Source organism: Streptomyces pratensis (assembly GCF_037137275.1).
GTDB lineage: Bacteria > Actinomycetota > Actinomycetes > Streptomycetales > Streptomycetaceae > Streptomyces > Streptomyces pratensis_B.
The window spans coordinates 245,647-269,075 of sequence record NZ_JBBBEN010000089.1 but is presented as its reverse complement, the minus strand read 5'-3'; the positions used below and the strand labels follow the sequence as shown (position 1 = coordinate 269,075).

20 protein-coding genes are annotated in these 23,429 nt (G+C 73.4%); 6 read left to right on the top strand and 14 right to left on the bottom strand.

Annotation, left to right across the window (positions count from 1 at the left end):
- Positions 1 to 192 precede the first annotated feature (192 nt).
- Positions 193 to 1,557: a dipeptidase gene (locus tag V9U70_RS15905; RefSeq protein ID WP_336675812.1), complete on the bottom strand. Its 1,365-nt coding sequence runs from the start codon at positions 1,555 to 1,557 to the stop codon at positions 193 to 195.
- 195 nt (positions 1,558 to 1,752) lie between these two features.
- Between V9U70_RS15905 and V9U70_RS15900 the strand changes: the two genes are divergently transcribed.
- Both V9U70_RS15900 and V9U70_RS15895 read left to right on the top strand, forming a co-directional pair.
- On the top strand, positions 1,753 to 2,967 hold the full coding sequence (locus tag V9U70_RS15900) for a geranylgeranyl reductase family protein (protein WP_336675811.1): 1,215 nt from the start codon (positions 1,753 to 1,755) through the stop codon (positions 2,965 to 2,967).
- 201 nt (positions 2,968 to 3,168) lie between these two features.
- A complete protein-coding gene (locus V9U70_RS15895; RefSeq protein WP_336675809.1) occupies positions 3,169 to 3,354 on the top strand; it encodes a hypothetical protein in 186 nt (61 codons plus the stop codon).
- Between the two features lie 46 nt (positions 3,355 to 3,400).
- Here V9U70_RS15895 and V9U70_RS15890 read toward each other — a convergent pair whose 3' ends face one another.
- The gene (locus tag V9U70_RS15890) at positions 3,401 to 4,159 is read right to left on the bottom strand and encodes an SDR family NAD(P)-dependent oxidoreductase (protein WP_336675807.1); all 759 of its coding nucleotides are present in this window, start codon (positions 4,157 to 4,159) and stop codon (positions 3,401 to 3,403) included.
- Between the two features lie 149 nt (positions 4,160 to 4,308).
- On the opposite strand from V9U70_RS15890, the gene V9U70_RS15885 reads away from it, so the two are divergent.
- Complete coding sequence (locus V9U70_RS15885) at positions 4,309 to 4,962, top strand: TetR/AcrR family transcriptional regulator (RefSeq protein ID WP_336675805.1); 654 nt, start codon at positions 4,309 to 4,311, stop codon at positions 4,960 to 4,962.
- A gap of 1,007 nt (positions 4,963 to 5,969) precedes the next feature.
- Here the strand turns inward: V9U70_RS15885 and V9U70_RS15880 are convergent.
- From V9U70_RS15880 to V9U70_RS15865, 4 genes are all read right to left on the bottom strand, one after another.
- A complete protein-coding gene (locus V9U70_RS15880; protein ID WP_336675803.1) occupies positions 5,970 to 6,302 on the bottom strand; it encodes a DUF6332 family protein in 333 nt (110 codons plus the stop codon).
- Positions 6,299 to 7,060 carry a maleylpyruvate isomerase family mycothiol-dependent enzyme gene (locus V9U70_RS15875; RefSeq protein ID WP_336675801.1) on the bottom strand — a complete coding sequence of 254 codons (762 nt, stop codon included), beginning with the start codon at positions 7,058 to 7,060 and terminating at the stop codon, positions 6,299 to 6,301. The genes V9U70_RS15880 and V9U70_RS15875 overlap by 4 nt, the downstream gene beginning before the upstream one ends.
- Before the next feature lie 13 nt (positions 7,061 to 7,073).
- A complete protein-coding gene (locus V9U70_RS15870; protein WP_336675799.1) occupies positions 7,074 to 7,442 on the bottom strand; it encodes an SCO4225 family membrane protein in 369 nt (122 codons plus the stop codon).
- A gap of 68 nt (positions 7,443 to 7,510) precedes the next feature.
- The gene (locus tag V9U70_RS15865) at positions 7,511 to 8,662 is read right to left on the bottom strand and encodes an MFS transporter (RefSeq protein WP_336675846.1); all 1,152 of its coding nucleotides are present in this window, start codon (positions 8,660 to 8,662) and stop codon (positions 7,511 to 7,513) included.
- Between the two features lie 229 nt (positions 8,663 to 8,891).
- Here V9U70_RS15865 and V9U70_RS15860 point away from each other — a divergent pair, with 229 nt between their 5' ends.
- The gene (locus V9U70_RS15860; protein ID WP_336675797.1) at positions 8,892 to 10,106 is read left to right on the top strand and encodes an ROK family protein; all 1,215 of its coding nucleotides are present in this window, start codon (positions 8,892 to 8,894) and stop codon (positions 10,104 to 10,106) included.
- Positions 10,107 to 10,170: 64 nt separating this feature from the next.
- Here the strand turns inward: V9U70_RS15860 and V9U70_RS15855 are convergent, their stop codons facing one another.
- From V9U70_RS15855 to V9U70_RS15840, 4 genes are all read right to left on the bottom strand, one after another.
- Positions 10,171 to 10,377, bottom strand: coding sequence for a ferredoxin (locus V9U70_RS15855; protein ID WP_336675796.1), 207 nt, complete (start codon positions 10,375 to 10,377; stop codon positions 10,171 to 10,173).
- Positions 10,374 to 11,627, bottom strand: coding sequence for a cytochrome P450 (locus tag V9U70_RS15850; RefSeq protein WP_336675795.1), 1,254 nt, complete (start codon positions 11,625 to 11,627; stop codon positions 10,374 to 10,376). Before V9U70_RS15850 ends, V9U70_RS15855 begins: the two co-directional genes overlap by 4 nt.
- A gap of 808 nt (positions 11,628 to 12,435) precedes the next feature.
- Complete coding sequence (locus V9U70_RS15845) at positions 12,436 to 12,954, bottom strand: ATP-binding protein (protein ID WP_336675793.1); 519 nt, start codon at positions 12,952 to 12,954, stop codon at positions 12,436 to 12,438.
- 271 nt (positions 12,955 to 13,225) lie between these two features.
- Positions 13,226 to 13,549 carry a hypothetical protein gene (locus V9U70_RS15840; protein WP_336675792.1) on the bottom strand — a complete coding sequence of 108 codons (324 nt, stop codon included), beginning with the start codon at positions 13,547 to 13,549 and terminating at the stop codon, positions 13,226 to 13,228.
- A gap of 233 nt (positions 13,550 to 13,782) precedes the next feature.
- Between V9U70_RS15840 and V9U70_RS15835 the strand changes: the two genes are divergently transcribed.
- On the top strand, positions 13,783 to 14,916 hold the full coding sequence (locus V9U70_RS15835) for a PLP-dependent cysteine synthase family protein (protein ID WP_336675791.1): 1,134 nt from the start codon (positions 13,783 to 13,785) through the stop codon (positions 14,914 to 14,916).
- Positions 14,917 to 15,066: 150 nt separating this feature from the next.
- On the opposite strand, the gene V9U70_RS15830 is transcribed toward V9U70_RS15835, so the two are convergent.
- The 3 genes from V9U70_RS15830 to V9U70_RS15820 all read right to left on the bottom strand — a co-directional run bounded on the left by V9U70_RS15830 (position 15,067) and on the right by V9U70_RS15820 (position 18,133).
- Positions 15,067 to 16,647 (bottom strand): SDR family oxidoreductase, encoded by a 1,581-nt coding sequence (locus V9U70_RS15830; RefSeq protein WP_419723985.1) that lies wholly within the window; start codon positions 16,645 to 16,647, stop codon positions 15,067 to 15,069.
- Positions 16,648 to 16,770: 123 nt separating this feature from the next.
- Positions 16,771 to 17,217, bottom strand: a complete 447-nt coding sequence (locus V9U70_RS15825) for an SRPBCC family protein (protein ID WP_336675790.1) — start codon at positions 17,215 to 17,217, stop codon at positions 16,771 to 16,773.
- A gap of 64 nt (positions 17,218 to 17,281) precedes the next feature.
- A complete protein-coding gene (locus V9U70_RS15820; RefSeq protein WP_336675788.1) occupies positions 17,282 to 18,133 on the bottom strand; it encodes a DeoR/GlpR family DNA-binding transcription regulator in 852 nt (283 codons plus the stop codon).
- A gap of 266 nt (positions 18,134 to 18,399) precedes the next feature.
- Here V9U70_RS15820 and V9U70_RS15815 point away from each other — a divergent pair, with 266 nt between their 5' ends.
- A complete protein-coding gene (locus V9U70_RS15815) occupies positions 18,400 to 20,838 on the top strand; it encodes a hypothetical protein (RefSeq protein WP_336675786.1) in 2,439 nt (812 codons plus the stop codon).
- 43 nt (positions 20,839 to 20,881) lie between these two features.
- On the opposite strand, the gene V9U70_RS15810 is transcribed toward V9U70_RS15815, so the two are convergent.
- Positions 20,882 to 23,320: a right-handed parallel beta-helix repeat-containing protein gene (locus V9U70_RS15810; protein ID WP_336675785.1), complete on the bottom strand. Its 2,439-nt coding sequence runs from the start codon at positions 23,318 to 23,320 to the stop codon at positions 20,882 to 20,884.
- Between the last annotated feature and the right edge of the window lie 109 nt (positions 23,321 to 23,429).

Below are 23,429 nucleotides of genomic sequence, written 5' to 3'. Positions count from 1 at the left end.
CCGGCCGCCGACGGGCCGCCCCATCTCGTCGCGCCGCAAGACCCGCGGCCCTGCGGCGGCCGGGGCGGGCCCGTGCGGGGAGGTCCGAGGCGCATGGCCGGACGGGGCGGGGCCGCGGGGCGGACGGGCGCCGCCCGCGCGGGCGGATGTGCGCGGGCGGCGCCCGACCAGCGCTGTCGGGCGGTGGCGGGGTCAGACCTTCTTCGACTCCGCGTAGTTGCGCAGGAACAGCGCCTCGGCCACCGACATCCGCTCCAGCTCCTCGGGCGACACGCTCTCGTTCACGGCGTGGATCTGCGCCTCGGGCTCGCTCAGGCCGATCAGCAGGATCTCCGCCTCGGGGTACAGACCGGCCAGGGTGTTGCAGAGCGGGATCGAACCGCCCATCCCGGAGGCCTGCATCTCCTGGCCCGGGTAGGCCTCGCGCATCGCGTCCGCCATCGCCGCGTACGCCGGGCTGGTCATGTCGGCGCGGAACGGCTGCCCCTGGCCGACCTGCTCCACCCGGACCCGCGCGCCCCNCGGAGCGCGCGACTCCAGGTGTGCGGTGAGCAGCCTCGTCGCCTCGGCGGCGTCATGGCCGGGCGGCACCCGCAGGCTGATCTGTGCCCGCGCGCTCGCCTGCACCGACGGTGTCGAGCCCACCACCGGCGGGCAGTCGATCCCGATGACGGTGACGGCGGGCCGCGCCCAGATCCGGTCCGCGACCGTGCCCGTGCCGATCAGCTCGACTCCGTCCAGCACCTTGGCGTCCCGGCGGAACTCCTCCTGCGGATACTGGAGGCCGTCCCAGTCGGCGTCGCCGTCCAGCCCGTCGACCGTCGTGCTCCCGTCCTCGGCGCGCAGCGAGGCCAGCAGCTGGATCATCGCGGCCAGCGCGTCGGGCGCCGCGCCGCCGAACTGCCCCGAGTGCAGGTTCCCTTCCAGGGTGTCCAACCGCACCCGCAGCATCGTCATCCCGCGCAGCGTCGCCGTGACCGTCGGCAGCCCGACGCGGAAGTTGCCGGTGTCACCGATGACGATCGTGTCGGCGGCCAGCAGGTCGGGGTGCGCCTCGGCGTACCGTTCCAAACCGCCGGTGCCCTGCTCCTCGGAGCCCTCGGCGATCACCTTGACCGAGACGGGCACGCCACCGTTCGCCTTGAGGGCGCGCAGCGCGAGCAGGTGCATGATGAACCCGCCCTTGCAGTCGGCGGCGCCCCGGCCGAACCACCGGCCGTCGCGCTCGGTGAGCTCGAACGGAGGGGAGAGCCACGCCGACTCGTCCAGCGGCGGCTGCACGTCGTAGTGCGCGTAGAGGAGCACGGTCGGGGCGCCGACCGGGCCGGGCAGGAAACCGTAGACGGACTGGGTACCGTCCGGGGTGTCGAGCAGGGCGACATCCGTGAAGCCCTCGGTGCGCAGCGCGTCGGCGACCCAGTGCGCCGCCGCCTCGCACTCGCTCTTGGGGAACACAGCCGGGTCCGCCACCGACTGGAACGCGACCAGCTCGGCCAGCTCCGCCCGCGCACGGGGCATCAGCGCGGCGATGGTCTCGGAAATCGGACGGGCGGTCATGGGCACGCTCCTCGTGGGTGCGACGTCATGGGTGGCGCGCGGTGTGGACGCGACCGGGTACGGCGCCGCTGGTGTGGCGACATGAGTACGACGAAAACATGGTCGATCCTCCCACAGGAGGGCTTGGCCGGAACGCGCCGTAGGATGCCGTGAGCAGCTTGGGGCCACTGGTCGGATCGGGAGCAGAAGCACATCGTGAGCAGCGAGAACGCAGACGCCGGACGTGAGCCGGAAGAGTCGTCCGTCTGGGACGTCGTCGTGGTCGGCGCCGGGCCGGCCGGCGCATCGGCGGCGTACGCGGCAGCCGTGGCGGGCCGGAGGGTCCTGCTGCTGGAGAAGGCGGAACTGCCGCGCTACAAGACCTGCGGCGGGGGGATCATCGGTTTCTCCCGCGACGCGCTGCCGCCGGGGTTCGACCTGCCGCTGAAGGACCGCGTCCACGCGGTCACGTTCTCGCTCAACGGGAAGCTGTCCCGTACCCGCCGCTCCCGGCGCATGCTCTTCGGGCTCATCGACCGCGCGGAGTTCGACGCCGGGCTGGTGGAGGAGGCGCAGAAGGCCGGCGCGGAACTGCGCACCGGAGCCTCGGTGGTGCGGGTGGAGCAGCACGGCCCCGCCGTGCCCGACCGGCGTACGGTCGCCGTGGTGCTTGCCGGTGGGGAGACGGTGCTGGCGCGGGCGGTCGTCGGCGCGGACGGCAGTGCCGGCCGCATAGGGGCGCACGTCGGAGTCAAGCTCGACCAGGTCGACCTCGGCCTGGAGGCGGAGATCCCCGTCCCGGCGACCGTGGCAGAGGACTGGGCGGGCCGGGTGCTCCTCGACTGGGGCCCGATGCCGGGGAGTTACGGCTGGGTCTTCCCCAAGGGCGACACGCTGACCGTGGGCGTCATCTCGGCGCGCGGCGACGGCGCGGGCACCAAGCGGTATCTGGAGGACTTCATCGCCCGGCTGGGTCTCGCCGGGTTCGAGCCCGCCGTCTCCTCCGGGCACCTCACCCGCTGCCGCAGCGATGATTCGCCGCTCTCGCGCGGCCGGGTCGTGGTCTGCGGGGACGCGGCCGGACTGCTGGAGCCGTGGACCCGGGAGGGCATCTCCTTCGCGCTGCGCTCCGGCCGGCTCGCGGGGGAGTGGGCGGTCAGGATCGCCGAGTCCAACGACGCGGTGGACGCCCGCCGGCAGGCCCTGAACTACGCCTTCGCCATCAAGGCCGGCCTGGGCGTGGAGATGGGCGTCGGCCGCCGGATGCTCAAACTGTTCGAACGACGGCCGGGGCTGATGCACGCGGCGGTCACCGGCTTCCGTCCGGCCTGGAAGGCGTTCGCCGGGGTCACCCGCGGGACGACGTCGTTGGCCGAGCTGGTCCGTACGCACCCGCTGGCGCAGCGGGCGATGTCGGCGATGGACCGTTAGGGGGCGTCCGGTGGATCGCGTACGGCGTGACGGTCGCGCCGTCCGGGCCGGCACGGCTCCCGGCCGGGCTTGGAGGCCGCGCCGCCCCTCGGGCAAGCCCCCGGAGACGTGCCGATACGCCCCGGGCCGGCTCCTTCGAACGGTGCGCCCCCCCCGGTCACGGGCCGGGCGCGCGTCTCCCGGGCCGGTCAGTCGACGACCGTGATCGGTGAAGACGGGGAACTCCGAGAGGAGGACACCGTCCGGCTCTCTCCGCTCAAGCACCGCAACCTGAACCTGCTCGGCCGCTACAGCTTCACCGCCTCGACCCCCGCCGCCGGCGTCCTGCGCCCTCTTCGGGACCCTGGTGCGCCGGAGCTGGACGAGGACGAGACCGGCTGGGAGTGAGTCGGGTCCGTCGCTGCCTGCTTCTCTGTAGGCCGCCGCCCGGCGCTCAGAGGAGAGCGCCGCCGGAGACCTCGATTCGCTGGGCGGTGACCCAGCGCAGGCCCTCTGAGGCCAGCGTGGCGATGGCGTCGCCGATCTCCTCAGCCTCGCCGACGCGGCCGAGCGCGGTCTGTCCGGCCAGAACCTGGCGCATCTCGGGGTCGTCCCGCATCGCTCCACCGTTGAAATCGGTGGCGGTCGGCCCCGGGGCGATGGAGTTGACCCGGATTCCGCGTGGGCCGAGTTCTGCGGCGAGGGTGCGGCTCAAGGCTTCGACGGCGGCCTTCGAGGCGGAGTAGACCGAGGTGGCGGGGCTGGTGTGGCGGGTCAGTGACGTCGAGACGTTGATGACGCGGCCGCCCTGGGTCAGCAGCGGCACGAGTGACTGGATGAGAAAGAACGTGCCCCGGACGTTGGTGCCCATCACCGTGTCGAAGTCGTCGATCGTGACGTCCTCCAGCGGTCCGAAGATCCCCACTCCCGCGTTGTTGACCAAGATGTCGAGCCGCGAAGTACCCCAGCGCTCCAGCTGCTCGCTCAGTTCGGAGGTGAAGGACGCGAAAGAGGAGACGTCGCTGATGTCGAGCCGGAGAACAGCGGCAGTCCCACCCACCGCCTGCACCTGTTCCACCGTCTTCTCAGCCCCGGCCGCATCGCCGCGGTGGGTGACCAGGACCCGCACCCCGCGTCTGGCCAGAGCGATGGCCGCGCCGCGTCCGAGGCCGCGATTCGCACCGGTCACCAAAGCGATCTTGTCGATCGTCATGAACTGTTCCTCCACCGCGCGGCTGCCGGAACTCACCCGGGTGCCGCAAATAGGAGGCGAGTCAATCGACTCGCCTTTCTCTCGTACCGTAAGCAGGACTGTCGAGGCGAGTCAAGTGACTCGCCTCGGGGCTGCGGCATACTGTCCGCATGGCAGCAGAGCTCTCCGCACACCACCGCAGACTCGCTCAGCAGAAACGCGAGGCGATCACCACCGCAGCCACAGAACTGTTCCTGGACCGTGGCTACGACGGCACCTCACTAGCCCGGATCGCCGAAGCGGCCGGGGTCTCGAAGTCCACCCTGTTCAAGCGGTTCCCAACCAAAGCGGCCCTCTTCGAGGCCATCGTCACCGAGTCCTGGCAGCGTGACGCGGGCGACGGTGCCGCGCGGCCGCAGACCGGAGATCTGCGCTCCGGACTGACGACCGTCGGCCACCGCTATGCCGACCTGGTAGGCCGGCCCGGCATGACAGCCCTGTTCCGGATCGTCATCGCCGAACTGCCTCGTTTCCCCGAACTGGGACGGATGCAGTTCCAGCTCGGCAAACTGCCCTACTTCACCTCCGTTCAGCACTACTTGGAATCCGAGCACGAGGCGGGCAACGCTGATGTCCCGGACGCCGCGAGCGCCGCGAACCAGTTCCTCGGCATGATCGCCAACTACGTCCTGTGGCCCCGCATGCTGCTGACCGACTGGAACCCAGCAGCCTCCGACATCCACGACGCCGTCGAACAGGCCGTCCAGACCATGCTCGCCAGATACGCCCCGGCCCGCCGGCCTGACCCGAAGCCGGAACGTTGACGCTGGCGCGCAGTGCTCGACATCCGCGACGCGTCCACTCAGCGACGTGCGTCGGTAAACGGCGTTTGCCGACAGGTGGTCGGCGTGTCCAGTGAACCCGTGAAATCGGGGGGCGCGGCGGCTCGAATCCCAACAGATCCGATGGTGATCGCTGACAGGGTTTGACGACAGGCAAGGTCCGATCCTCCGCGCGGAAGGCGCCCGCAGTGGCGAACCTGGTCCACAAGCGGGTCTCGACCGACCAGCTCGGCCGACCTGGAGCCTGCCGAGCGGGCCGCGCTCGACGAGGGGGCGCCCGTACGGCGAGGCCAGGGCTGCCCCAGCGCGTGACCGCCGTCCCCGCCGTGCACCGTCAGCTCCTCGACCGCTGTCGGCCGCTCGACGGCGGCCAGGGTTTCCCGGCTGTTCGGGCCCGGCGCAAAACCCGTCGTGAGTACGAGAACCGCGTCAGCACGCTCGCGCCGATCGGACCGTGATCGTTCTCAGCGCCAACGGCTGTACCGATGTTCCCCGAGGCCGGACCCCGCGCCGGGCGAGGCGGTCGACCGTCTGGTCGGGACGGTGGGTGGACGGGACCGCCCCCAGGGGCACTACGGGCCCGGTCCCCCGAGTGAGGCTCATCTTCACCGGCGCCGTCCGTGTCGCGTTCCACGCCGCCGCGCTCGCCGCGCCTCCCCTCGGCCCCGGACTCCGGCCCGACGCCGAGCGGACGGCCGCCGCCCTGGCCCCGATCCCTCGGGGCGAGGGCGGTCCTGGCCGTCGCCGGGGCCAGCTGCCCGGGCTGGTCTCCTTCGGTCTCTTCGGCCGGTTCCACCGGGTGGCCGAGGCCTGCGAGCCGGCGTTTCGGCAGGTCGCCGGGGGGCCGGCCCGCCCGGTCGCCTGCCCGGCGGACGTACAGGCCGACCCGTACGGCAGGGTCCGGACCGCGCGCGACTCCGTGCTTCCCGCGGAGTGCGGGCGAGAGCGTTCGCGCACCGCCGCCGAGATGCCCCGGGCGGGGACGGCGGTTATGCGTCAGGGCGGCCCGGCGGCGATGGGGTCGGCAGCGGGGCGGCCTCCCGCTGCGGGAAGCGCCACAGGACATGGGCCACCCGAGCGGCGAAGGCCAGCACCGCGGTCGTGGTGGCGACCCCCAGGACCACCCGCCGCGCGGTGGGGCCCAGGTCGAAGAAGAACAGCCAGGGCGCGAGAACGCCCGCGAAGGTGAGCGCCGCCAGGAAGGCCGCACTGACCAGCGCATAGCCGATCTCGATCGTCATGGCGTCCTGCTCTGCCCGCGTGCGCCGCCCTGCGGGGCGTGGGACGGGTCCGGGCGGCCCCGCTGCTCCGCCCCGCCTCACCAGGTCACCGCGGAGTGGTCCGACCAGAGGCGGGCCACCGATCGGTCGCCCCGCAGGGTGACGGCGGTGAGCGGCAGCCGGTTCCATAGGACGAGGCAGAGGCCCTCAGCCGTGCCGCTCAGCTCGCAGTCGACGCGCTCCGGGCCGGTCGGGGAGCCCGGGCCCGCCGAACGCACCGTCCGAGGAGGCTCGTCGGAGAGGTGTACGGTCCAGGCCGCCTGCGTGTCCGTGGCCCGCACCCGCAGGGTGCGAGGGCTCCGGGAGCGCACCTTGCTCTTGGGGCGGGCGTGGAAGCCGGTGAGCAGTTCGTCGATGCTGTCGACGGCTTGGTCCGCCGGGAGCGGGGTCAGCGGCCCGCCCAGCGCCGACTCCGCGTCCACGCGGTGCACGGTCGTCTCGTGCAGCTGGCGGCGGGACCAGAACGCCAGCGGCGAGGGGGCGGGCAGGAACGCCCAGCAGCTCAGGTCCCAGGGGGCGTTCTCCAGCGACCGGACCAGATGACGGTGGCCCTCACGGAACCAGTCGAGGAGCTGGGCTCCGTCCAGCGAGGGCTCGCCGTCTCCGGGGCGGTACGCGGTGTGCCCCTCGGTGATGAACGCGGCCGCCCACCGGTGCACCATGCCGGTGTGCCGCAGGAGATGGCGTATCTGCCAGCCTGGACAGGTCGGGACGGACGCCCCCGGGCCTGCCCGGTCGGCCGCGGCGGCGAGCAGTCGCCCTTCCTCGGACAGCGACAGGATGTGATCGGTGGTCTTCATGACCGTGATGGTGTCAGGCGCCCTGCGGGTGTGCGGGCCGGGTGGGGCGGGCTTTGCGGATCAGCCGGACGAACCAGCCCAGGATCAGGGACTGGACGAGGACGGAGACCACCAGCGCGACGACGAGGAACCACGTCGGGCCGCCCGCCTCGGCTCCCGCCAGCGAGCTGCCGAAGAAGAACAGGAAGACGGTCGGGGCCGCCAGCAGGAACAACCAGACGCCGGAGAACGAGGCGTCCTCGTGGGTCACGAACAGGAGGTCCACCGTGACGAAGACCGTCGCAGCGGCCACCAGGCCGAGGTAGATCAGGGAGGCGGGGTTCCGGAAGGTCAGTTGAACCAAGGTGCTCAGGTGCGGGTGGTCGGTGAGTCGGTGGCTCATGGAATGCTCCCTCGTTCGGTCGAGGCTTCCATCCTGCGCCGGGGGAGGGGGGCTTCGCCTGAGTACGCCTACTCAATCGATCTTGTGTGCGTACCGGGGCGGGTGTGTGCGAGGTTGCGGGCCCCGTAGCCCAGGACGGCGGCCGCCGCGGCCAGGACGGCCACCGTCGTCAGCGCCGTCGGCAGGGAGAACCAGTCGGCGAGGAAGCCGATCGCGGGCGGGCCCAGCAGCATCCCGCCGTACCCGAGCGTCGACGCCGCGGCGACTCCGCCCGGCCCCGCCAGTTCGCCCGCGCGTCCCACCGCGACGGGGAAGATGTTGGCCAGTCCCAGGCCGGTGATCGCGAAACCGGTCAGGGCGAGCCAGACGGTGGGGGCGAGCGAGCCGAGCAGCATCCCGGCCGCGGCCGTCGCCCCGCCGAGGACGAGGGTGAGGGTCTGGCCTAGCCGTTCCAGAAGCAGGGTCCCGGTCAGCCGGCCCGCCGTCATGGTCAGGGCGAACAGGGCGTACCCGGCGGCGGCGAGCCCGGGAGGCGCGCCCAGATCCTGCTCCAGGTGCAGCGCGCCCCAGTCGGCCAGGGCCCCTTCGCCGTACGCCGTGCACAGGGCGATCACGCCGAAGAGCACGACGACGCGGCGCGCCCGCGGTGACAGCCGCTGCCGGGGACGCGCAGGGCCGTCGGCGTCCGGGGCGGCGTGGGGCGGCCGGTGACGCAGCAGCGAGGGGCCGGCGAAGGCCGTGACGAGCAGGCCGGTTCCGGCGAGCAGGAGGAGATGGGCAGCTGCCGAGAGGCTGCCCGCCACCAGCCCGCCGAGCCCGGCGCCGACCATGCCGCCCAGGCTGAACGCGGCGTGAAAGCTCGGCATCACGGGCCGGCGCAACACGGCGACCAGGTCCACCGCGGCGCTGTTCATCGCCACGTTCATTCCGCCGTACGCCGCGCCGAAGACCAGCAGGACGAGCCCGAGCGAGAGCGCCGAGTGGGTCTGCGCCGGAAGGGCGATGCTGAGGGGGAGCAGGACGCCGCAGGCCGCGGTGACGGCGTGGCTGCCGTAGCGGCGGCAGAGTCGGCCGGTGAGCATCATGGTGATCACCGCGCCCGCGGAGACGCCGAGCAGGGCGAGGCCGAGGGTGGAGGCAGAGGCGCCGGTCTGCTGCTTGATGGCCGGGATACGCACCACCCAGCCGGCGAAGAGGAACCCGTCGAGGGCGAAGAACACGGTCAGCGCGGTACGGAGGCGGGCCGACGCGGGCGGGGCGGTGTCTTCGCCGTCTCCCCCGGGAAGGGCCGTCCCTAGTTTGTTTAGTAGCGGCACAAACTCAGCATACGGGCGCTGCCGCGGCGCACGCAACCGAGCTGCCCGCCGCCGGGCCACGGCACCGCCACAGTGGTCGGCGCGGGGTCCTCGGCGTCCGGGCCATCCTCCGGATCATGGGAGACTCGCCCCCATGAACGGCAAGGCGACCACCACCCGGACGAAGCTGGAGAGGGGCCGCAGCGCGCTCGGGCCCGCGCTGGAACTGGTCCACACCGGACGGGCCCCCACCCGGGCCGTCCTCACCTCCGAACTCGGCGTCACCCGGGCGACCGCCGGGGCCGTCGCCGCGGAACTCGAAGCGCTCGGGCTGATCCGGGTCGACTCCAACCCCGGGTCCGCGGCCGGCTCCCAGGGCCGACCCTCGCACCGGCTGGCCGTCCTGGAGACCGGACCCGTCGTCCTCGCCGCCCAGGTCCACGCCGACGGTTTCAGGGCCGCGCTCGTCGGACTCGGCGGCCGGATCGTCGCCACCTCACCGGGCTGCGTCGCGGTGATGGCCGACCCGGCCCAGGTGCTCGGCGAGGTCGTGGACGCGGGGGCGCGACTGCTGCGCGAGAGCGGCCTGCGCTGCGTCGGCGCCGGTCTCGCCGTGCCGTCGGCCGTGGCCGAACCCGAGGGGACCGCCCTCAACCCTCTGCACATCGCCTGGCCCGCGGGCTCCCCCGTCCGGGACATCTTCGCCGCCTGCGTACGGGAAGCGGGCATCGCCCGACCCGCCTTCACCGGTAACGACGTCAACCTCGCCGCACTGGCCGAACACCGCCACGGGGCCGGGCGCGGCGCCCAGCACCTGCTCTGCGCCGCCACCGGCCACCGAGGCGTCGGCGGAGCCCTCGTGCTCGACGGTCGTCTGCACAGCGGAAGTTCCGGCCTCGCCCTGGAAGTGGGGCACCTCACCGTCAACCCCGAGGGCCGGCCCTGTCACTGCGGCGGACGCGGCTGTCTCGACGTGGAGACCGACCCGCTGGCCTTCCTCACCACGGCCCGGCGTGAACCGGGCCCAGAGGAGTCGCTCCTCAAACAGGCCGGCGATCTGCTGCGCACGGAGTACGAGGACACTGCGGTGCGCCACGCCGCCGAAGCGCTGATCGACCGTCTGGGACTGGGCCTCGCCGGACTGGTCAACATCCTGAACCCCGACCGCATCATCCTCGGCGGACTCCACCGTGACCTGCTGGAGGCGGACCCGGAACGGCTCCGGGCCGTCGTCGCCGACCGCAGTCTGTGGGGGCGCAGCGGCAGTGTGCCGATCCTGCCGTGCACCCTCGCCCACAACAGCCTGGTGGGCGCCGCCGAGCTGGCCTGGCAGCCGGTACTCGACGATCCGCTCACCGCCCTGACGTGAGGACCTGGTGTGAGGACGCGGGGGCGGGGGCCAGCCCTCCTCGCCCCCCCCGTGCCCCGGGCCGTCAGTCGTCGGTGACGGAAACGGCCCCCACCGGGCAGGCCCGCACCGCCTCCCGCACCAGGGGATGCTCCCCGGCCGTCTGCGCACGGCCGGGGAGCACCTGGCTCAAGCCGTCGTCGTCCTGGGTGAACACGTCCGGCGCGGTCAGCGCGCACATCCCGGCCCCCACGCAGCGGTCCGTGTCGACATCGACGCCCACGCCGCTCACCAGGCCACGGGCAGCTCGACCATGCCCTGGATCGTGTCCCCGGGTTTGTGCGGGATCTCCTGCGCCGGCGCGGCGAGCCTGAGGCCGGGCAGCCGTTCCAGGAGCGTGCGCAAAGCGATCTCCAGCTCGGCGCGGGCCAGATTCTGGCCCAGGCACTGGTGGACGCCGAAACCGAAGGCGAGATGGTGACGGGCGGACCGGTCCCAGTCGAGCGTCTCGGGCCGCGCGAACACGTCGGCGTCCCGATTGATGAGCGAGGTCGGGAAGACGACCCCCTCGCCCCTGCGGATCGTCGTCCCGGCCACCTCGATGTCCTCGACCGCCAGCCGTTGCAGCCCGTCGGCGATCGACAGGAACCGCAGCAGCTCCTCGACCACCACGGCCGTCGTCGTCCCCCCGGTCCGCAGGGCCGCGAGCTGCCTGGGGTGGCGCAGCAGAGTGAACGTGCCGAGCGAGATCATGTTCGCCGTGGTCTCGTGCCCCGCGACGAGCAGGATCGCGGCGAACGCCACCAACTGCTCGCGGTCGACCGGGCCGTCCGGACCGTCCCGGTGGATCAGGTCGTCGAGGAGCCCGTCCCCCGGTTTCGTCCGCTTGCGATCGATCAACGATCCCAGGTACTCCTCGAGTTCGTCCATGGCGGCGTCCACGTCGGCCGCACCGGGGCCGCGCAGGAGCCGCCGCGAGCATTCCTCGAAGAAGTCGTGGTCGGCGTAGGGCACGCCGAGGAGCGCGCAGATCACCATCGACGGTACCGGCAGCGCGAACGCGCTCACCAGTTCCGCCGGCGGCCCCTGCCGCTCCATCGCGTCCAGCAGCCGGTCCACCGTCTCCTGGATGCGGGGGCGCAGGGCGTTGATCCGCTGCACGGAGAAGCTCGGGATCAGCATCCTGCGCTGGGCGTTGTGCTCGGGGTCGTCGACGCCCACGAGGGCCACGCGCCGCTGCCGCGCGTTCGCGAACCGCTCGGCGGGAGAGGGGAAGCCGGGGTGGCGGCGGTCCGTGGAGAGCCGCGGATCGGCCAGCAGCCGGCGGGCCTCGGCGTGCCCGGTGACCGCCCAGACCGGCCGCCCGTCGAAGAGGACGACCCGGCTCAGCGGCCCTTCCCCGCGGAGTGGCTCGTACCCGGCGGGCGGGTGGTAGGGGCATTCCCGGTCCTGCGGGAAGGGCGTCGAGGGCAGCGATGAGGTGGCGGAGCCGGGGCTCCGGCGAGCCGCTTCCGTCGTGGGTTCGGTGAGGGGTTCGGTCATGGTTCGGATCGCCTCGCAGGGGTCGACCGTACGCGCGGAGCCGATCGTTCCGCGTCTTTCGACCATGGGATGCCCCAGGCGTCCATGCGGTCCATGAGGAGACCGGCCAGTTCCCCGAGCCGCGATTCTGGCCGGTGTCTTTCGCACAGGTGCGCGCCCCCGCGTATCTGCTCAGCTCCCGCGGGCGCCGAAGGGCGGACGGCAGGGCCTCCACCGGCCGGAACCCGCGGAGAAGGAGACCGGAATCCGGCCGTCCGTGATCACCCGTGAAGCGTCCCCCGGCACCCGGCCCGCGCCCACGGCGCCCGGATCGGTCACGTCCCCAAGGCGTCCGCCCCGGCTTTGGCCAGGTGCCGCGGACCTCCAGCGACCCGCGGACGGCCGCCTCCGGCCCAAGCGGGCTCGGACCGGGCGCGGCGCCCCGCGAGGGCGCGGCTGCCCCTCGGACGTGCGGACGCCAGGGAACGGCTCGGCGCGCTGGGCAGGCGGGAGGGCGCACGCCTGCCCAGCTACGCGGACGGGGGAGGAGGGGCGCACCCCCACGGGGTGCGGCCGGCGCTCGGGCCGAGCAGGGCGACGTGCTGCCCGTTGACGCCCCGCGCCCCCGGAGCGCGCGCGGGCGGCGTCCACCGTCCCGGGCCAGGGCGGCACGGGCCACGCGAGGCGGGCGCATCCGGTGCCGGGCGCGGCGGCCGGCACGGAGACCGCGTACGGGCGCACAGGTACAGCGCTCCGCTCACGCCGCTGCCCCTCCCGGACAGGCCGTGCCCCGGGCCGCCCCCTGGTCGGCGGCGGCCGGACGGGGGCCTCAGCCGACGACGGCCGACCGGGCGGGCGGGGCCGTGACGTCCTCGGCGGTGATGCTCAGGGAGCCGGACGGCCCGTCGGTCATCGATCCGTACACCGCCAGTGGCGGCAGCGTCGTGGCGCGGGCAGCCGCCGGAAGGGTGAACCAGACCGCCTTCCCGGCCGAGCCGATCGGCCGCACCCCCCAGCTCTCGCTGACGGCGGCGATCAGGGCGAGGCCCCGGCCGGACGTGGCGAACGAGTCCGCCACGTTCACCGTGGGCAGTCGCGGGTCGTGGTCGTGGACGGAGACCGTCAGCCGGTCGAGCAGCAGCTCGATGTCGACGGTGCATGACTTGTCCGGCTGTGCGTGCCGGTGAACATTGGTGAGAAGCTCGGTGACGCCCAGGGCCGCCTGGTCGATCAGGGGATCGAGATGCCAGTAGCGCAGTTGCGCCGAGATGATTCTGCGGACCTGACCGATCCGCGACGGCAGGGCCTGGAGCTCCACCGTGCAGTGCCTGCTTGGCTCGCTGATCACGGCTGCGACTCCCCGAAATAGGTCCGGAAGAAGGCGAACGAACGGAGGCGGCGGACGACTGATGACCGAATCCGCTCTGCACTTGTCGTGTCTGCTCGTGTCGCGCGACCCACCCGCGGAGCGGATCGCTCTGTCACCGGTGATGCACCTTCAGTGACATGGGACCAGCGTGGCCCAAGGCCCACGGCTCCGCAACTCGCGGCGGAGCGGCGCGCTCGGGGGCCGGCCCGCCGGAGTGCGGAGCCGGGACCTCGGCGTGCGCGGAGGCAGGTCAGCCCATCCGGCCGCGCGCACTGCGCAGCGCCTCCAGGAAGCGCCGCACCGGGGCCGCCCCGGCCCCGTCGGGCCTGCGCTCGCGCTGCCCCATCGTCAACCGGTAGCGCACCCCGTTCACCCGGGCGATGGCCGAGTCCGCCGCGGCGAACCACCGCTTGCCCGCGCTGACCGTGCCCACCGGGGCGCTGTCGATCTCCCGCCCGCTGCTCGTGAGCAGTGACAGCCGGCCGTCCTTGACGACCACCTGACCGGCCCTGGTCAGCGACCGGGTGAACCGCTCGATCCGGACCCCCGACGCACTGAACTCGACGTCCGCCATAGCGCCCCCGCCCCCTTCTCCACCACTCCCTGCTGTGCAGTGTGCCCTGGCGCCGAACGGATCGCCAGGGCGCACAGGCGCACCGCGCGCGACCGCGCGCAACGACGGTGACGGCCCGTGCTCCGGGCGCGGGCCAAAGGCACTGCTATGGGCCACCAAAGGAAACGTTTGTGCAGGTGGGACGCCTATCGTGGAGGAGGAAACACCGGGAGCACGATGACAGGAGCGCGCTGATGGACACCAGCAGGCACGGACGTGAGCGTGGGGCCGCGGCGACCGCGGACGTCGACCGCAGCGACCCGGAGTACCGGGCCTGGCTGAAGGAGGCCGTCCGCAAGGTACAGGCCGACGCGAACCGTTCGGCCGACACCCATCTGCTGCTCTTCCCGCTGCCCGGGGCATGGGGGATCGACCTCTACCTCAAGGACGAGTCGACGCACCCGACCGGCAGCCTCAAGCACCGTCTCGCCCGCTCCCTCTTCCTGTACGGGCTCTGCAACGGCTGGATTCGGCCGGGCAAGCCGGTCATCGAGGCGTCCAGCGGTTCGACCGCCGTGTCGGAGGCGTATTTCGCCAAGCTGATCGGCGTCCCCTTCATCGCGGTGATGCCGCGGACCACCAGCCCGGAGAAGTGCCGGCTCATCGAGTTCCACGGGGGGCAGTGCCACTTCGTCGACGACTCGCGGACGATGTACGAGGAGTCCGCCGCCCTCGCCGCCGAGACCGGCGGCCACTACATGGACCAGTTCACCTACGCGGAGCGCGCCACGGACTGGCGAGGCAACAACAACATCGCGGAGTCGATCTACCAGCAGCTCCGGCTGGAGCGCTACCCGGAACCCGCCTGGATCGTCGCCACCGCCGGGACCGGCGGCACGTCGGCGACCATCGCCCGCTACGTCCACTACCTCCAGCACGACACCCGGATCTGCGTGCCCGACCCGGAGAACTCCTGCTTCTTCGACGGCTGGACCCGGCACGACCCGCTCGCCGCCAGCGACTGCGGTTCCCGGATCGAGGGCATCGGCCGCCCCCGCATGGAGCCGAGCTTCGTGCCCGGCGCCATCGACCGCATGATGAAGGTCCCCGACGCGGCCAGTGTCGCCGCCGTCCGCGCCCTGGAGCGCGCCATCGGCCGCAAGGCGGGCGGCTCGACCGGCACCGGGCTGTGGAGCGCGTTCAAACTGGTCGCCGAGATGGTGGAGCGCGGCGAGAAGGGCAGCGTCGTCACGCTGCTGTGCGACCCGGGCGACCGCTATCTGGACAAGTACTACTCCGACACCTGGCTCGAGGAACAGGACCTGGACATCGCCCCGTACACCGCCGCCCTCGACGACTTCCTCGCCACCGGGGCATGGCCCAGCTGACCGCTCACCACCGGCGGGGCGGCCGGCGGGCGCACGGAGCTCCGGAAGGCCCGGCCGGCCCCCTTCTGCCTGCCGGGTCCGGCACGAAGCGGGAACAGCCGCCCTCCTTCGGCGGCGGGGGCAACCGCGGCGTGAGCGGCCGGACGCCCCTCAGCGGCCGGACCGTGGGCCGTCCGTACCACGGCCGGCCGCCCGGCCGCGCCGCCGCCGCTCATCCGCCGCGGCCGCCTCGGTGATGTTGCGCGCCATCCCGCCGAACACGACCGAGTGGAACGGCCACACGCTCCACCAGTAGGCATGGCCGAGCAGCCCGTGCGGGTGGAACAGGGCGCGCTGCCCGTAGACCGTCCGGCCGCGTGCGTCGCCGCGCACCGACAGCTCCAGCCAGGCCAGGCCCGGCAGCCGCATCTCCGCCCGCAGCCGCAGCAGCTCGCCCGGCACGATCTCCTCCACCCGCCAGAAGTCCAGCGAGTCACCCACCCGCAGCCGCTGCGCGTCCCGCCGCCCACGCCGCAGACCCACCCCGCCCACGAGCCGGTCGAGCCAGCCGCGCACCGCCCAGGCCAGCGGGAAGGAGTACCAGCCGTTCTCCCCGCCGATGCCCTCGATCACCCGCCACAAGGCGTCCGGGGCTACCGGCACGGCCGCCTGCCGCTCGTCGCGGTACAGGCTGCCGCCCGCCCAGTCGGGGTCCGTGGGCAGCGGGTCGCTCGGCGCCCCGCGCACCGACGCGGTGGACCAGCGGGTGGCCACCTGCGCGTCCCTGATCCGCTGGAGCGCCAGACGCAGCGCCCGGTCGAAGCCGATGGTCCCGTCCGGCGGGTCGGGGACGTACCGCTCGATGTCGTGCTCGTGGCAGACGACCTCGTGGCGCAGCGACTCCGTGAGCGGCCGGGCGATGGAGCCGGGCACCGGGGTGACCAGCCCCACCCAGTGGCTGGAGAGCGCCGGGGTGAGCACCGGCACGGGCAGGATCAGCCGCCGCGGCAGCCCCGCCACCCGGGCGTAGTGCTGCATCATGTCCCGGTACGTCATGACGTCCGGGCCGCCGATGTCGAAGGTCCGGTTCACCTCCGCGGGCAGCGTCGCGCTCCCCACCAGATAGCGGATCACATCCCGTACGGCCACTGGCTGGATGCGCGTCCGCACCCAGCTCGGTGTGATCATCAGCGGCAGCCGCTCCGTCAGATAGCGCAGCATCTCGAACGAGGCGGACCCGGACCCGATGACGATCGCCGCGCGCAGCACCGCCGTCGGCACCCCCGAGTCGAGCAGGAGACGTCCCACCTCCGTCCGGGAGCGCAGGTGCGGCGACAGCTCCTTCTCCGGCACTCCGGCCGGGGTCAGTCCGCCCAGGTACACGATGCGGCGCACCCCGGCGGCCCGGGCCTGCTCGCCGAAGGTCCGCGCGGCCCGGCGGTCCGTCTCCTCGAAGTCGGAACCCGAACCGAGCGCGTGCACCAGGTAGTACGCCACGTCGACGTCCCGCATCGCCTCCGCCAGGGACGCCGCGTCGGTGACGTCGCCCCGGACCACCTCGACCCGGTCCGCCCAGGGGTAGTCGCGCAGCTTCCGCGGCGTTCTGGCCAGCGTGCGCACCCGGTGCCCGGCGTCCAGCAGAGCGGGCACCAGCCGGCCGCCGATGTAACCGGTGGCGCCGGTCACCAGAGACCGCGGCGGTGAGCCGTCGAAGGGGCCGGTGTCGTCAGGACGGTCCGCGAAGTCTGTCACTCGTCCGAGTCTGGCACCGGAAGGCCGCGAGGACCGGCCGGGGACTCCGTACGGCGGCATGTCGTCCACCGGTACGGGGAGGGCCGGGGCCCGAGGTGGGGCGGCGGCCCGGGGGCGGCCGTCCTACGGGGCGCCGGAGCCGGCGAGCAGGGCGTCCAGGGCGCCGCCGAACAGCCGCCGCCCGGCGGCGGCGAGCAGCGGATCGCCCCACCGGGGGACCATCCGCACCCGCAGCTCCTCCACCCACACCACATGGGAACCGGAATCCGTCGGCAGCACGTCGATCGAGGCCCGGCCCAGCACCACCGTCCCCCGCTTCTCCAGTCGGCACACCCCAGCCCGGCCACCGGCGGGCGGGGCCCACCGCACCACTTCCATCGGATCGTCGAACGCCAGCGGCCCCAGCCCCGTACGGGCCACGAAGACCGTGCCCACCCGCGTGGGACGGCCGGTTGGCACCGAGACCGACGTCAGCGGCACATGCGCGGCATGCCGTTCCCAGTCGGTCACCCGACGCCACGCCTCGGCGACGGGGAGGGGGGAGAAACGCTCGATCCGGAAGACGGCCACCCTCTGATCCTAGGGCGTTCGTCCGCCACCGCTCGCCGAGCGGACATCGCGCGGCCCGGTGGTCTCAGCCCTCGGGGGCCGGCACAGCGCGGGAGGGGGCGCCGCCCGCCACCAGCAGACCCGGCAGGCGCTCTTCGATCTCCTCGCGGGCCCCGGGAGCCAGCCCCGCGTCCGTGACGAACGTGTCGACCTCCGCCAACTCCGCGAAGGAACTCAACCCAACCGTCCCCCACTTGGTGTGGTCGGCCACCACCACGACCCTGCGCGCCGCCCGCACCAGACGGCGGTTGGTCTCGGCCTCCGCGAGATTGGGCGTCGACAGGCCGGCCTCGGCCGAGATCCCGTGCACGCCGAGGAACAGCACGTCGAAGTGGAGGGAGTCGATGGCCCGGTCCGCGACCGGCCCGACCAACGAGTCCGACGGGGTGCGGACTCCGCCCGTGAGCACCACCGTCGCCGCGCCGGGACGCGTGGCGCCTCCGGCGGCCGGACGCTGCGCGTCGTGGAACACATCCGCCACCCGCACCGAGTTGGTCACCACGGTCAGATCCGGGACGTCCAGCAGATGCCGGGCCAGCGCGAAGGTCGTCGTACCGCCCGAGAGCGCGATCGCGCTGCCGGGGACCGCCAACGCCGCCGCCGACCGGGCGATCTCCTCCTTGGCGGTCAGCTCCAGCGCCGACTTCGCCTCGAATCCGGGCTCGTGGGCACTGGCCTCGACGACCGGCACCGCACCGCCGTGGACCTTCTCGATGACGCCCTGCCGGGCCAGCGCGTCCAGATCCCGGCGGATCGTCATGTCGGAGACGTTCAGCCGGCGGGTCAGCTCATTGACCCGGACCCCGCCGCGCCTGCGCACTTCGTCGAGGATCAGCGCGCGCCGCTGCTCCGCGAGCAGGTTCTGATTCTCGCTCAACGCCGGGCCCGTCCCTTCCCTCTGGCCGTGCGGTACGGTCCGCAGCGGTCTGCGCATCACGCTCATCCTGTCACGCAGGCATGCCCGGCGTACCAGGGGGGAGATTCCGAGGAACCGCTCACGCACACGCGCCCGGCCCGTGGTCCCTGGTCCGGGCCGCCGGTGGGAACCCCGCTCCTCAGGCCATGGCCGCCCGGTCCCGCTCTGCCCGCTCCTGCCACGACTTCACCGGCCGTGAGGCCGACGCCCCCGAAGGAGAGTCCCCCTTGGCTCCTGCCGCCCCGCCTGCGCGCCCGTGCCCGCCCCCGCCCCCGCAGAGCACCGGAACGGCCCTGGAACTGCTCGTCCACGGAGTCGGCGGCGCCACCCCGCAGGAGGTGCTGGGCGACCCCCGTACCGTCCGGATCACCGGGGACGCGACCGCCGCCGTGTACCGCCGCACCGAGGACGTCCAGGGCGAGAAGGACCCCGAGCGCCACCGGCGCGGGCCCGTCGCCGAGGCCTACTGCTGGTCCGGCCTCACCTCCGGCGACGGCTCCCGCGCCCTGTGGCTGCTCCTCCTGCCGTTCATGGTGGTCAACCTCGCCCACTGGATGCGCCCCACCGCCCCCGACGGCGCCCGCGCCGTCCGGCTGTACGGCGTGCTGGTGCGGCTCGTCGCGCTCAGCCTGACCGTGCTGCTCACCGCCGCGGCCTGCGAAGTCGCCCTGGACCTGGTGGCCTGGCAGTGCGCCGGCACGGAGAGCTGCTCGAAGAGCCGCTCCTGGCTCGGCTTCCTGTCGGCCCACCAGGACGGCTGGTGGGCCCAGCCGGGACGCCGGCTGGCGCTCGCGGCCGTCGTGCCCGCGGCGCTGGTGGGGCTCCTGTGGTACCTCTCCCACCGCACCTGGAGCGCGTACGAGTCCCAACGCCCCCTGACCGGCGCGGACGTCGAGGGGCACGAGCCCGGCGGAGCGGAGGGAGCAGGCGGTGAGAGCGACGCCGGGGGCGGTGAGCGTTCCGGCCGCGGCCCGGACCCGGGCGGGCTGCCGGTGCCTTCCCCGGACCGCCCCGCGCTCAGCAGCGCCGGTTTCTGGTACGGGCGCAGGCTTGTGGCCCGCCTGCGCGCCGCTCACACGGCAGCCGGGTTCCTGACCGTCGCGGCGGCCGTCACCGGCGCCGCGGCCCGCCACGACCGGACCGTCGGCAGTCCGGTGCCGCAGACCTTCGGCATGGCCGTCGAGGGCGCCATCGTCCTGTGCGCCCTGGTGGCGGTCTGGACCGTCTGCCGCCGGGGCCGGAGCGAACGGGTCCGCGACACCGTGCTCGACCGCGCCCTGATCACCTACCTGCCCGGCTCCGCGCTCCTCCTGCTCGCCCTCGCCGCGGTGCACGCTTCATGGTCCCGCCCGGCCTGGCAGTCCTCGGGCAGCCTGCCCGGGGAGACCGCCTTCCGGCTCCTCGCCCTCGGCCAGGGAGTCCTCGTCGTCGCCCTCGCCCTGGTCGCCCGCGCCCTCTACCGCCGCACCCCCGAGCCCCGCACCATCCTGTACGGACTCGGCGGCCCCGCCGTCGCGATGCTCGCCTGCGCCCTCGGCGGCGTGATGACCGGCGGGGTGGCCCAGCGCGTCGCCGACTGGCTGGACGGGCCCGGCACGCCGGGAGCGTACCGCGCGGACCTGGAGGGCCCGCCCGTGCTGCTCAGCTGGCAGGCCTCCGCCATCCCGGTGCTCCTGCTGCTCCTGCTCATACCCGTCCTGGTGCTTCTGGCCCGTACCGCGCGCACCGCCCGCCGGCTGGCCCCGCTCATCGAAGCGGAGTACGCCCCCGAGACGTCCGACGAAGGGCGGACCCGCCGCATCGCCCGGATTCGCGCCACCGCCGCCCTCACCGACTCCGCACCCGAGATCGTCGGCGTCGTCTCCGCGGCCACCCTGCTGCTGGGGGCGGCCGCCGTCGCCGGGTCCTGGCAGAGCGGCACGGTGCCCGGCCGGGCCACGGACGGGAGCGGACCGCTCCTCGAATCCATCGCAGAGGCCGCGCAGTCGACCGGCTCGTGGCTGGTCGGCTTCGGCTTCGTCCTCTTCGTCGCCGGCGGCCGGCGCGCCTACAAGGACGCCTCGGCCCGCCGCACCATCGGCATCCTCTGGGATGTCGGCACCTTCTGGCCGCGCGCCGCCCATCCCTTCGCACCTCCCTGCTACGCCGAGCGTGCCGTGCCCGACCTCGCCTCCCGGATGGTCGCCTGGACGACGACCACGCCGCAGGGCCGGCTCGTGATCTCGGGCCACTCGCAGGGCAGCGTCCTCGCCGCCTCCGCCGTCTGGCAGCTGCCCGACGTGACGCGTCGCCGGGTCGCGCTGCTCACCTACGGATCACCGCTGGAGCGGCTCTACGGGCGCTGGTTCCCGGCCTACTTCGGGCCCGTGCCCCTGCTCGGGCTGCACCGTTCGGTGCACTGCTGGCGCAACCTGTGGCGGGCCAGCGATCCGATCGGCGGCCCCGTCCGTATCTGCGAGGACCCCGACCCGGGCGTCGACCGGGGCCCGCTGAAGGACCCCCTGGTCTACGGACGCACCGCGGAGCTTCCGCTGCCCGAACCGATCCTGGGCCACTCCGACTACCAGGCCGACCCGGTCTTCGCCCAGGAGAGGGCGGCCCTCCTGGACGAACTGGGCCCGCTTCTGCCCCGGCAGACGGGGGGCCGACCGGCCGGGCAGCCGTAGAGGAGCCGGCCGGGCAGCCGGGGCGGCAGCAACCGAGGCGGGCTCAGAGGGGCAGCTCGGGGAGATCCTCCGGGTAGAGCAGGGTCAGGTCGTCCGTGCTCGTCTCGGCGAGCTGGGCGACCCGGCCGGCATGCCGCTCGACCATCGACTCGAAGGTCTGACGAGCGGTGCGGCCGTTGCCGAACGCGGGCCCCTTGGGGAGCTCCGTGAAGTACTTCAGCAGTGCCTCCCCCGTCCCGGCGGCCAGGCTGTACTCATGCTCATCGGCCTGCTGCTCCACGATCCTCAGCAGCTCCTCCGGACGGTAGTCGCTGAAGGTGATGGTCCGGGAGAAGCGCGAGGCCACCCCCGGGTTGACGGTGAGGAACCGCTCCATCTCGTGGGTGTAGCCGGCGACGATCACGACCACCGCGTCCCGGTGGTCCTCCATCAGCTTCACCAGCGTGTCGATGGCCTCCCGCCCGAAGTCCCGGCCGGAGTCCTCGGGAGACAGGGCGTAGGCCTCGTCGACGAACAGCACCCCGCCGCGAGCCCGGTCGAACGCCTCCTGGGTCCGGATCGCGGTCGAGCCGATGTGCTCGCCGACCAGGTCGACCCGGGACACCTCGACGAGATGGCCACGCTCCAGCACCCCGAGCGAGGCCAGGATCTCCCCGTACAGCCGGGCCACCGTGGTCTTGCCCGTGCCGGGGGAGCCGGTGAAGACGAGGTGGCGGCGGACCGACGCGGCCTTCAGCCCGGCCTCCTGACGGCGGCGGCCCACCTCGATCATGTCGGTCAGCGCCCGCACCTCCCGCTTGACGCTGTCCAGGCCCACGAGCGCGTCCAGCTCGCCGAGGACCGCAGAGGAGTCCCTGGCCGGCTCGGGCGGGGCGGCCGGCTCCGCGACGGGCGCCTCCGCACGCTGCCCCGGCAACGTCCCGAGCAGACCCGGCGTCGACTGGGTGGCCGTCAGCACGGCGGGCGGCGGGGCCGTCGCCGTGCGCAGGGCGCTCTCGTCGCTCGCGCAGTCCTCGACCACCGGGCCGGAAGCGCCGCCGTCCCCGGAGGCGGCGGTCTCGGGGAACTCGTAACCCCCCCGGGCACACCGCTCGGTGCGGCAGCGGGTGAGCGTGGTGCGGCAGCCCTCCATGATGTGGAAGCCGTAGCCCTCGCTGCCCGTCACCCGGCAGCTGTCGAAGGTGCCCCGGCCCTCCGCCGAGACGTAGAACCCCGCCTCGGCGGGTGAGGTGACCGTGCAGCGCTCGATGGTCGGATCGGCCCCCTTGGTGACGATCACCCCGGTCTGCGCCGCGTCGATGGTGCAGTTGTTCAACGTGCCGCCACTGCCGTGGTCGCGGAACCACGCGCCGGTGGACGCCTCCCGGATGCGGCAGTCGTCCAGTTGGGCGGTGGCCCCGTCGCTCACCGACACGGCGGTGTTGCGGATCTGCGAGAGGTCGCTGTCCACGACGTCGGCGCGCGAACCCCGGTCGAGGACGAACAGGGCGTCGGGCACGTCGTGCACCCGGCAGGAGTCCAGTATCACCGTCGCGCCGTCGCTGATCCAGACCGCCGGGTAGTCGCCCGTACTGTCGTGGATCTCGCACTGGTTGGCGTCGACCCGGGTCCCCGGGTCCCAGACCGAGAGCCCGTTGCGGCCGAAGCGGCGCACCGTGGAGCGGGTCAGCGTGAGCACCGAACGCGACCGCAGGTCCACGGCGTTCTCCGGGACGTCGTGGATGTCGCAGTCGGCGAGCGTCAGCACCGCGTCGGTGTCCAGCGTGACGCCGTCCGCGGACGTGCGGTGCACGCTGCAGTCGGTGAGATGCGCGGTGGCGCGGGCCGTGATCTGGATGCCGCTGCCCTTGATCTCGTACACCTCGCACCCGAACGCCTCGAGTCCGCTGCCCTCGCCGGTGACGCCGATGCCCGCGCCCGCGGCGTGGTGGACCCGGCAGCGGTCCAGACGCGGATGCCCGCCGTCGCGGACCGAGAACCCGGACTGGCCCGCCGAGAGGATCTCGCACTCCTCGAAGGACCCGCCCGCCCCGTCCAACACGGCGATGCCGACCCCGGCCGGATTGTCGACGGTGCAGCGCCGCACGGTCGGGCGGGCAGGCCCCCGCACCTCGATCCCGGCGGCGGACCTCGTCACGATCCGCAGGTCCGACAGCTCCGCCGTGCCGTCCTCGACCAGCAGGGCGGGGGCCGCGGAGTCCTGGCCCTCGATGTGGAGGTCCTGGACGACCGCGGAGGCGCGCACGGTCAGCGGTACGCCGTCGACCGGCGCGATCCGCACCGAGCCGACCGCCCCCTCGGGGCCGCGCAGCGTCACCGCGCGGTGGACGACGAGGTTCTCCCGGTAGGTCCCGGGCGCGACGGTGAGGACGTCGCCGTCGGCTGCCGCCTCCAGGGCCGCGGAGAGGGTGGCGTACTCGCCCGTGCGGCGGCGCCATCGCGATGTGCCGGTGTGCATCACCTGGACCGTGCCCTGTGCCATGCGTTGCTGTGCCCCCACCTCGTGCTGTGCGATGCCTCGGGTCCTTCCGCCTGCGGAGTGGGCGGGCGGGTCGGACCACCGTAGCGCGCGGGAGGGACGGCAGTTGACG

Bases quoted from the DNA above. Each gene is read 5' to 3' on its own strand.
- V9U70_RS15860 (WP_336675797.1), top strand. From the start codon at position 8,892: ATGAACGGCAAGGCGACCACCACCCGGACGAAGCTGGAGAGGGGCCGC.
- V9U70_RS15890 (WP_336675807.1), bottom strand. From the start codon at position 4,159: ATGACGATCGACAAGATCGCTTTGGTGACCGGTGCGAATCGCGGCCTC.
- V9U70_RS15835 (WP_336675791.1), top strand. From the start codon at position 13,783: ATGGACACCAGCAGGCACGGACGTGAGCGTGGGGCCGCGGCGACCGCG.
- V9U70_RS15850 (WP_336675795.1), bottom strand. From the start codon at position 11,627: ATGACCGAACCCCTCACCGAACCCACGACGGAAGCGGCTCGCCGGAGC.
- V9U70_RS15840 (WP_336675792.1), bottom strand. From the start codon at position 13,549: ATGGCGGACGTCGAGTTCAGTGCGTCGGGGGTCCGGATCGAGCGGTTC.
- V9U70_RS15885 (WP_336675805.1), top strand. From the start codon at position 4,309: ATGGCAGCAGAGCTCTCCGCACACCACCGCAGACTCGCTCAGCAGAAA.
- V9U70_RS15875 (WP_336675801.1), bottom strand. From the start codon at position 7,060: ATGAAGACCACCGATCACATCCTGTCGCTGTCCGAGGAAGGGCGACTG.
- V9U70_RS15810 (WP_336675785.1), bottom strand. From the start codon at position 23,320: ATGGCACAGGGCACGGTCCAGGTGATGCACACCGGCACATCGCGATGG.
- V9U70_RS15870 (WP_336675799.1), bottom strand. From the start codon at position 7,442: ATGAGCCACCGACTCACCGACCACCCGCACCTGAGCACCTTGGTTCAA.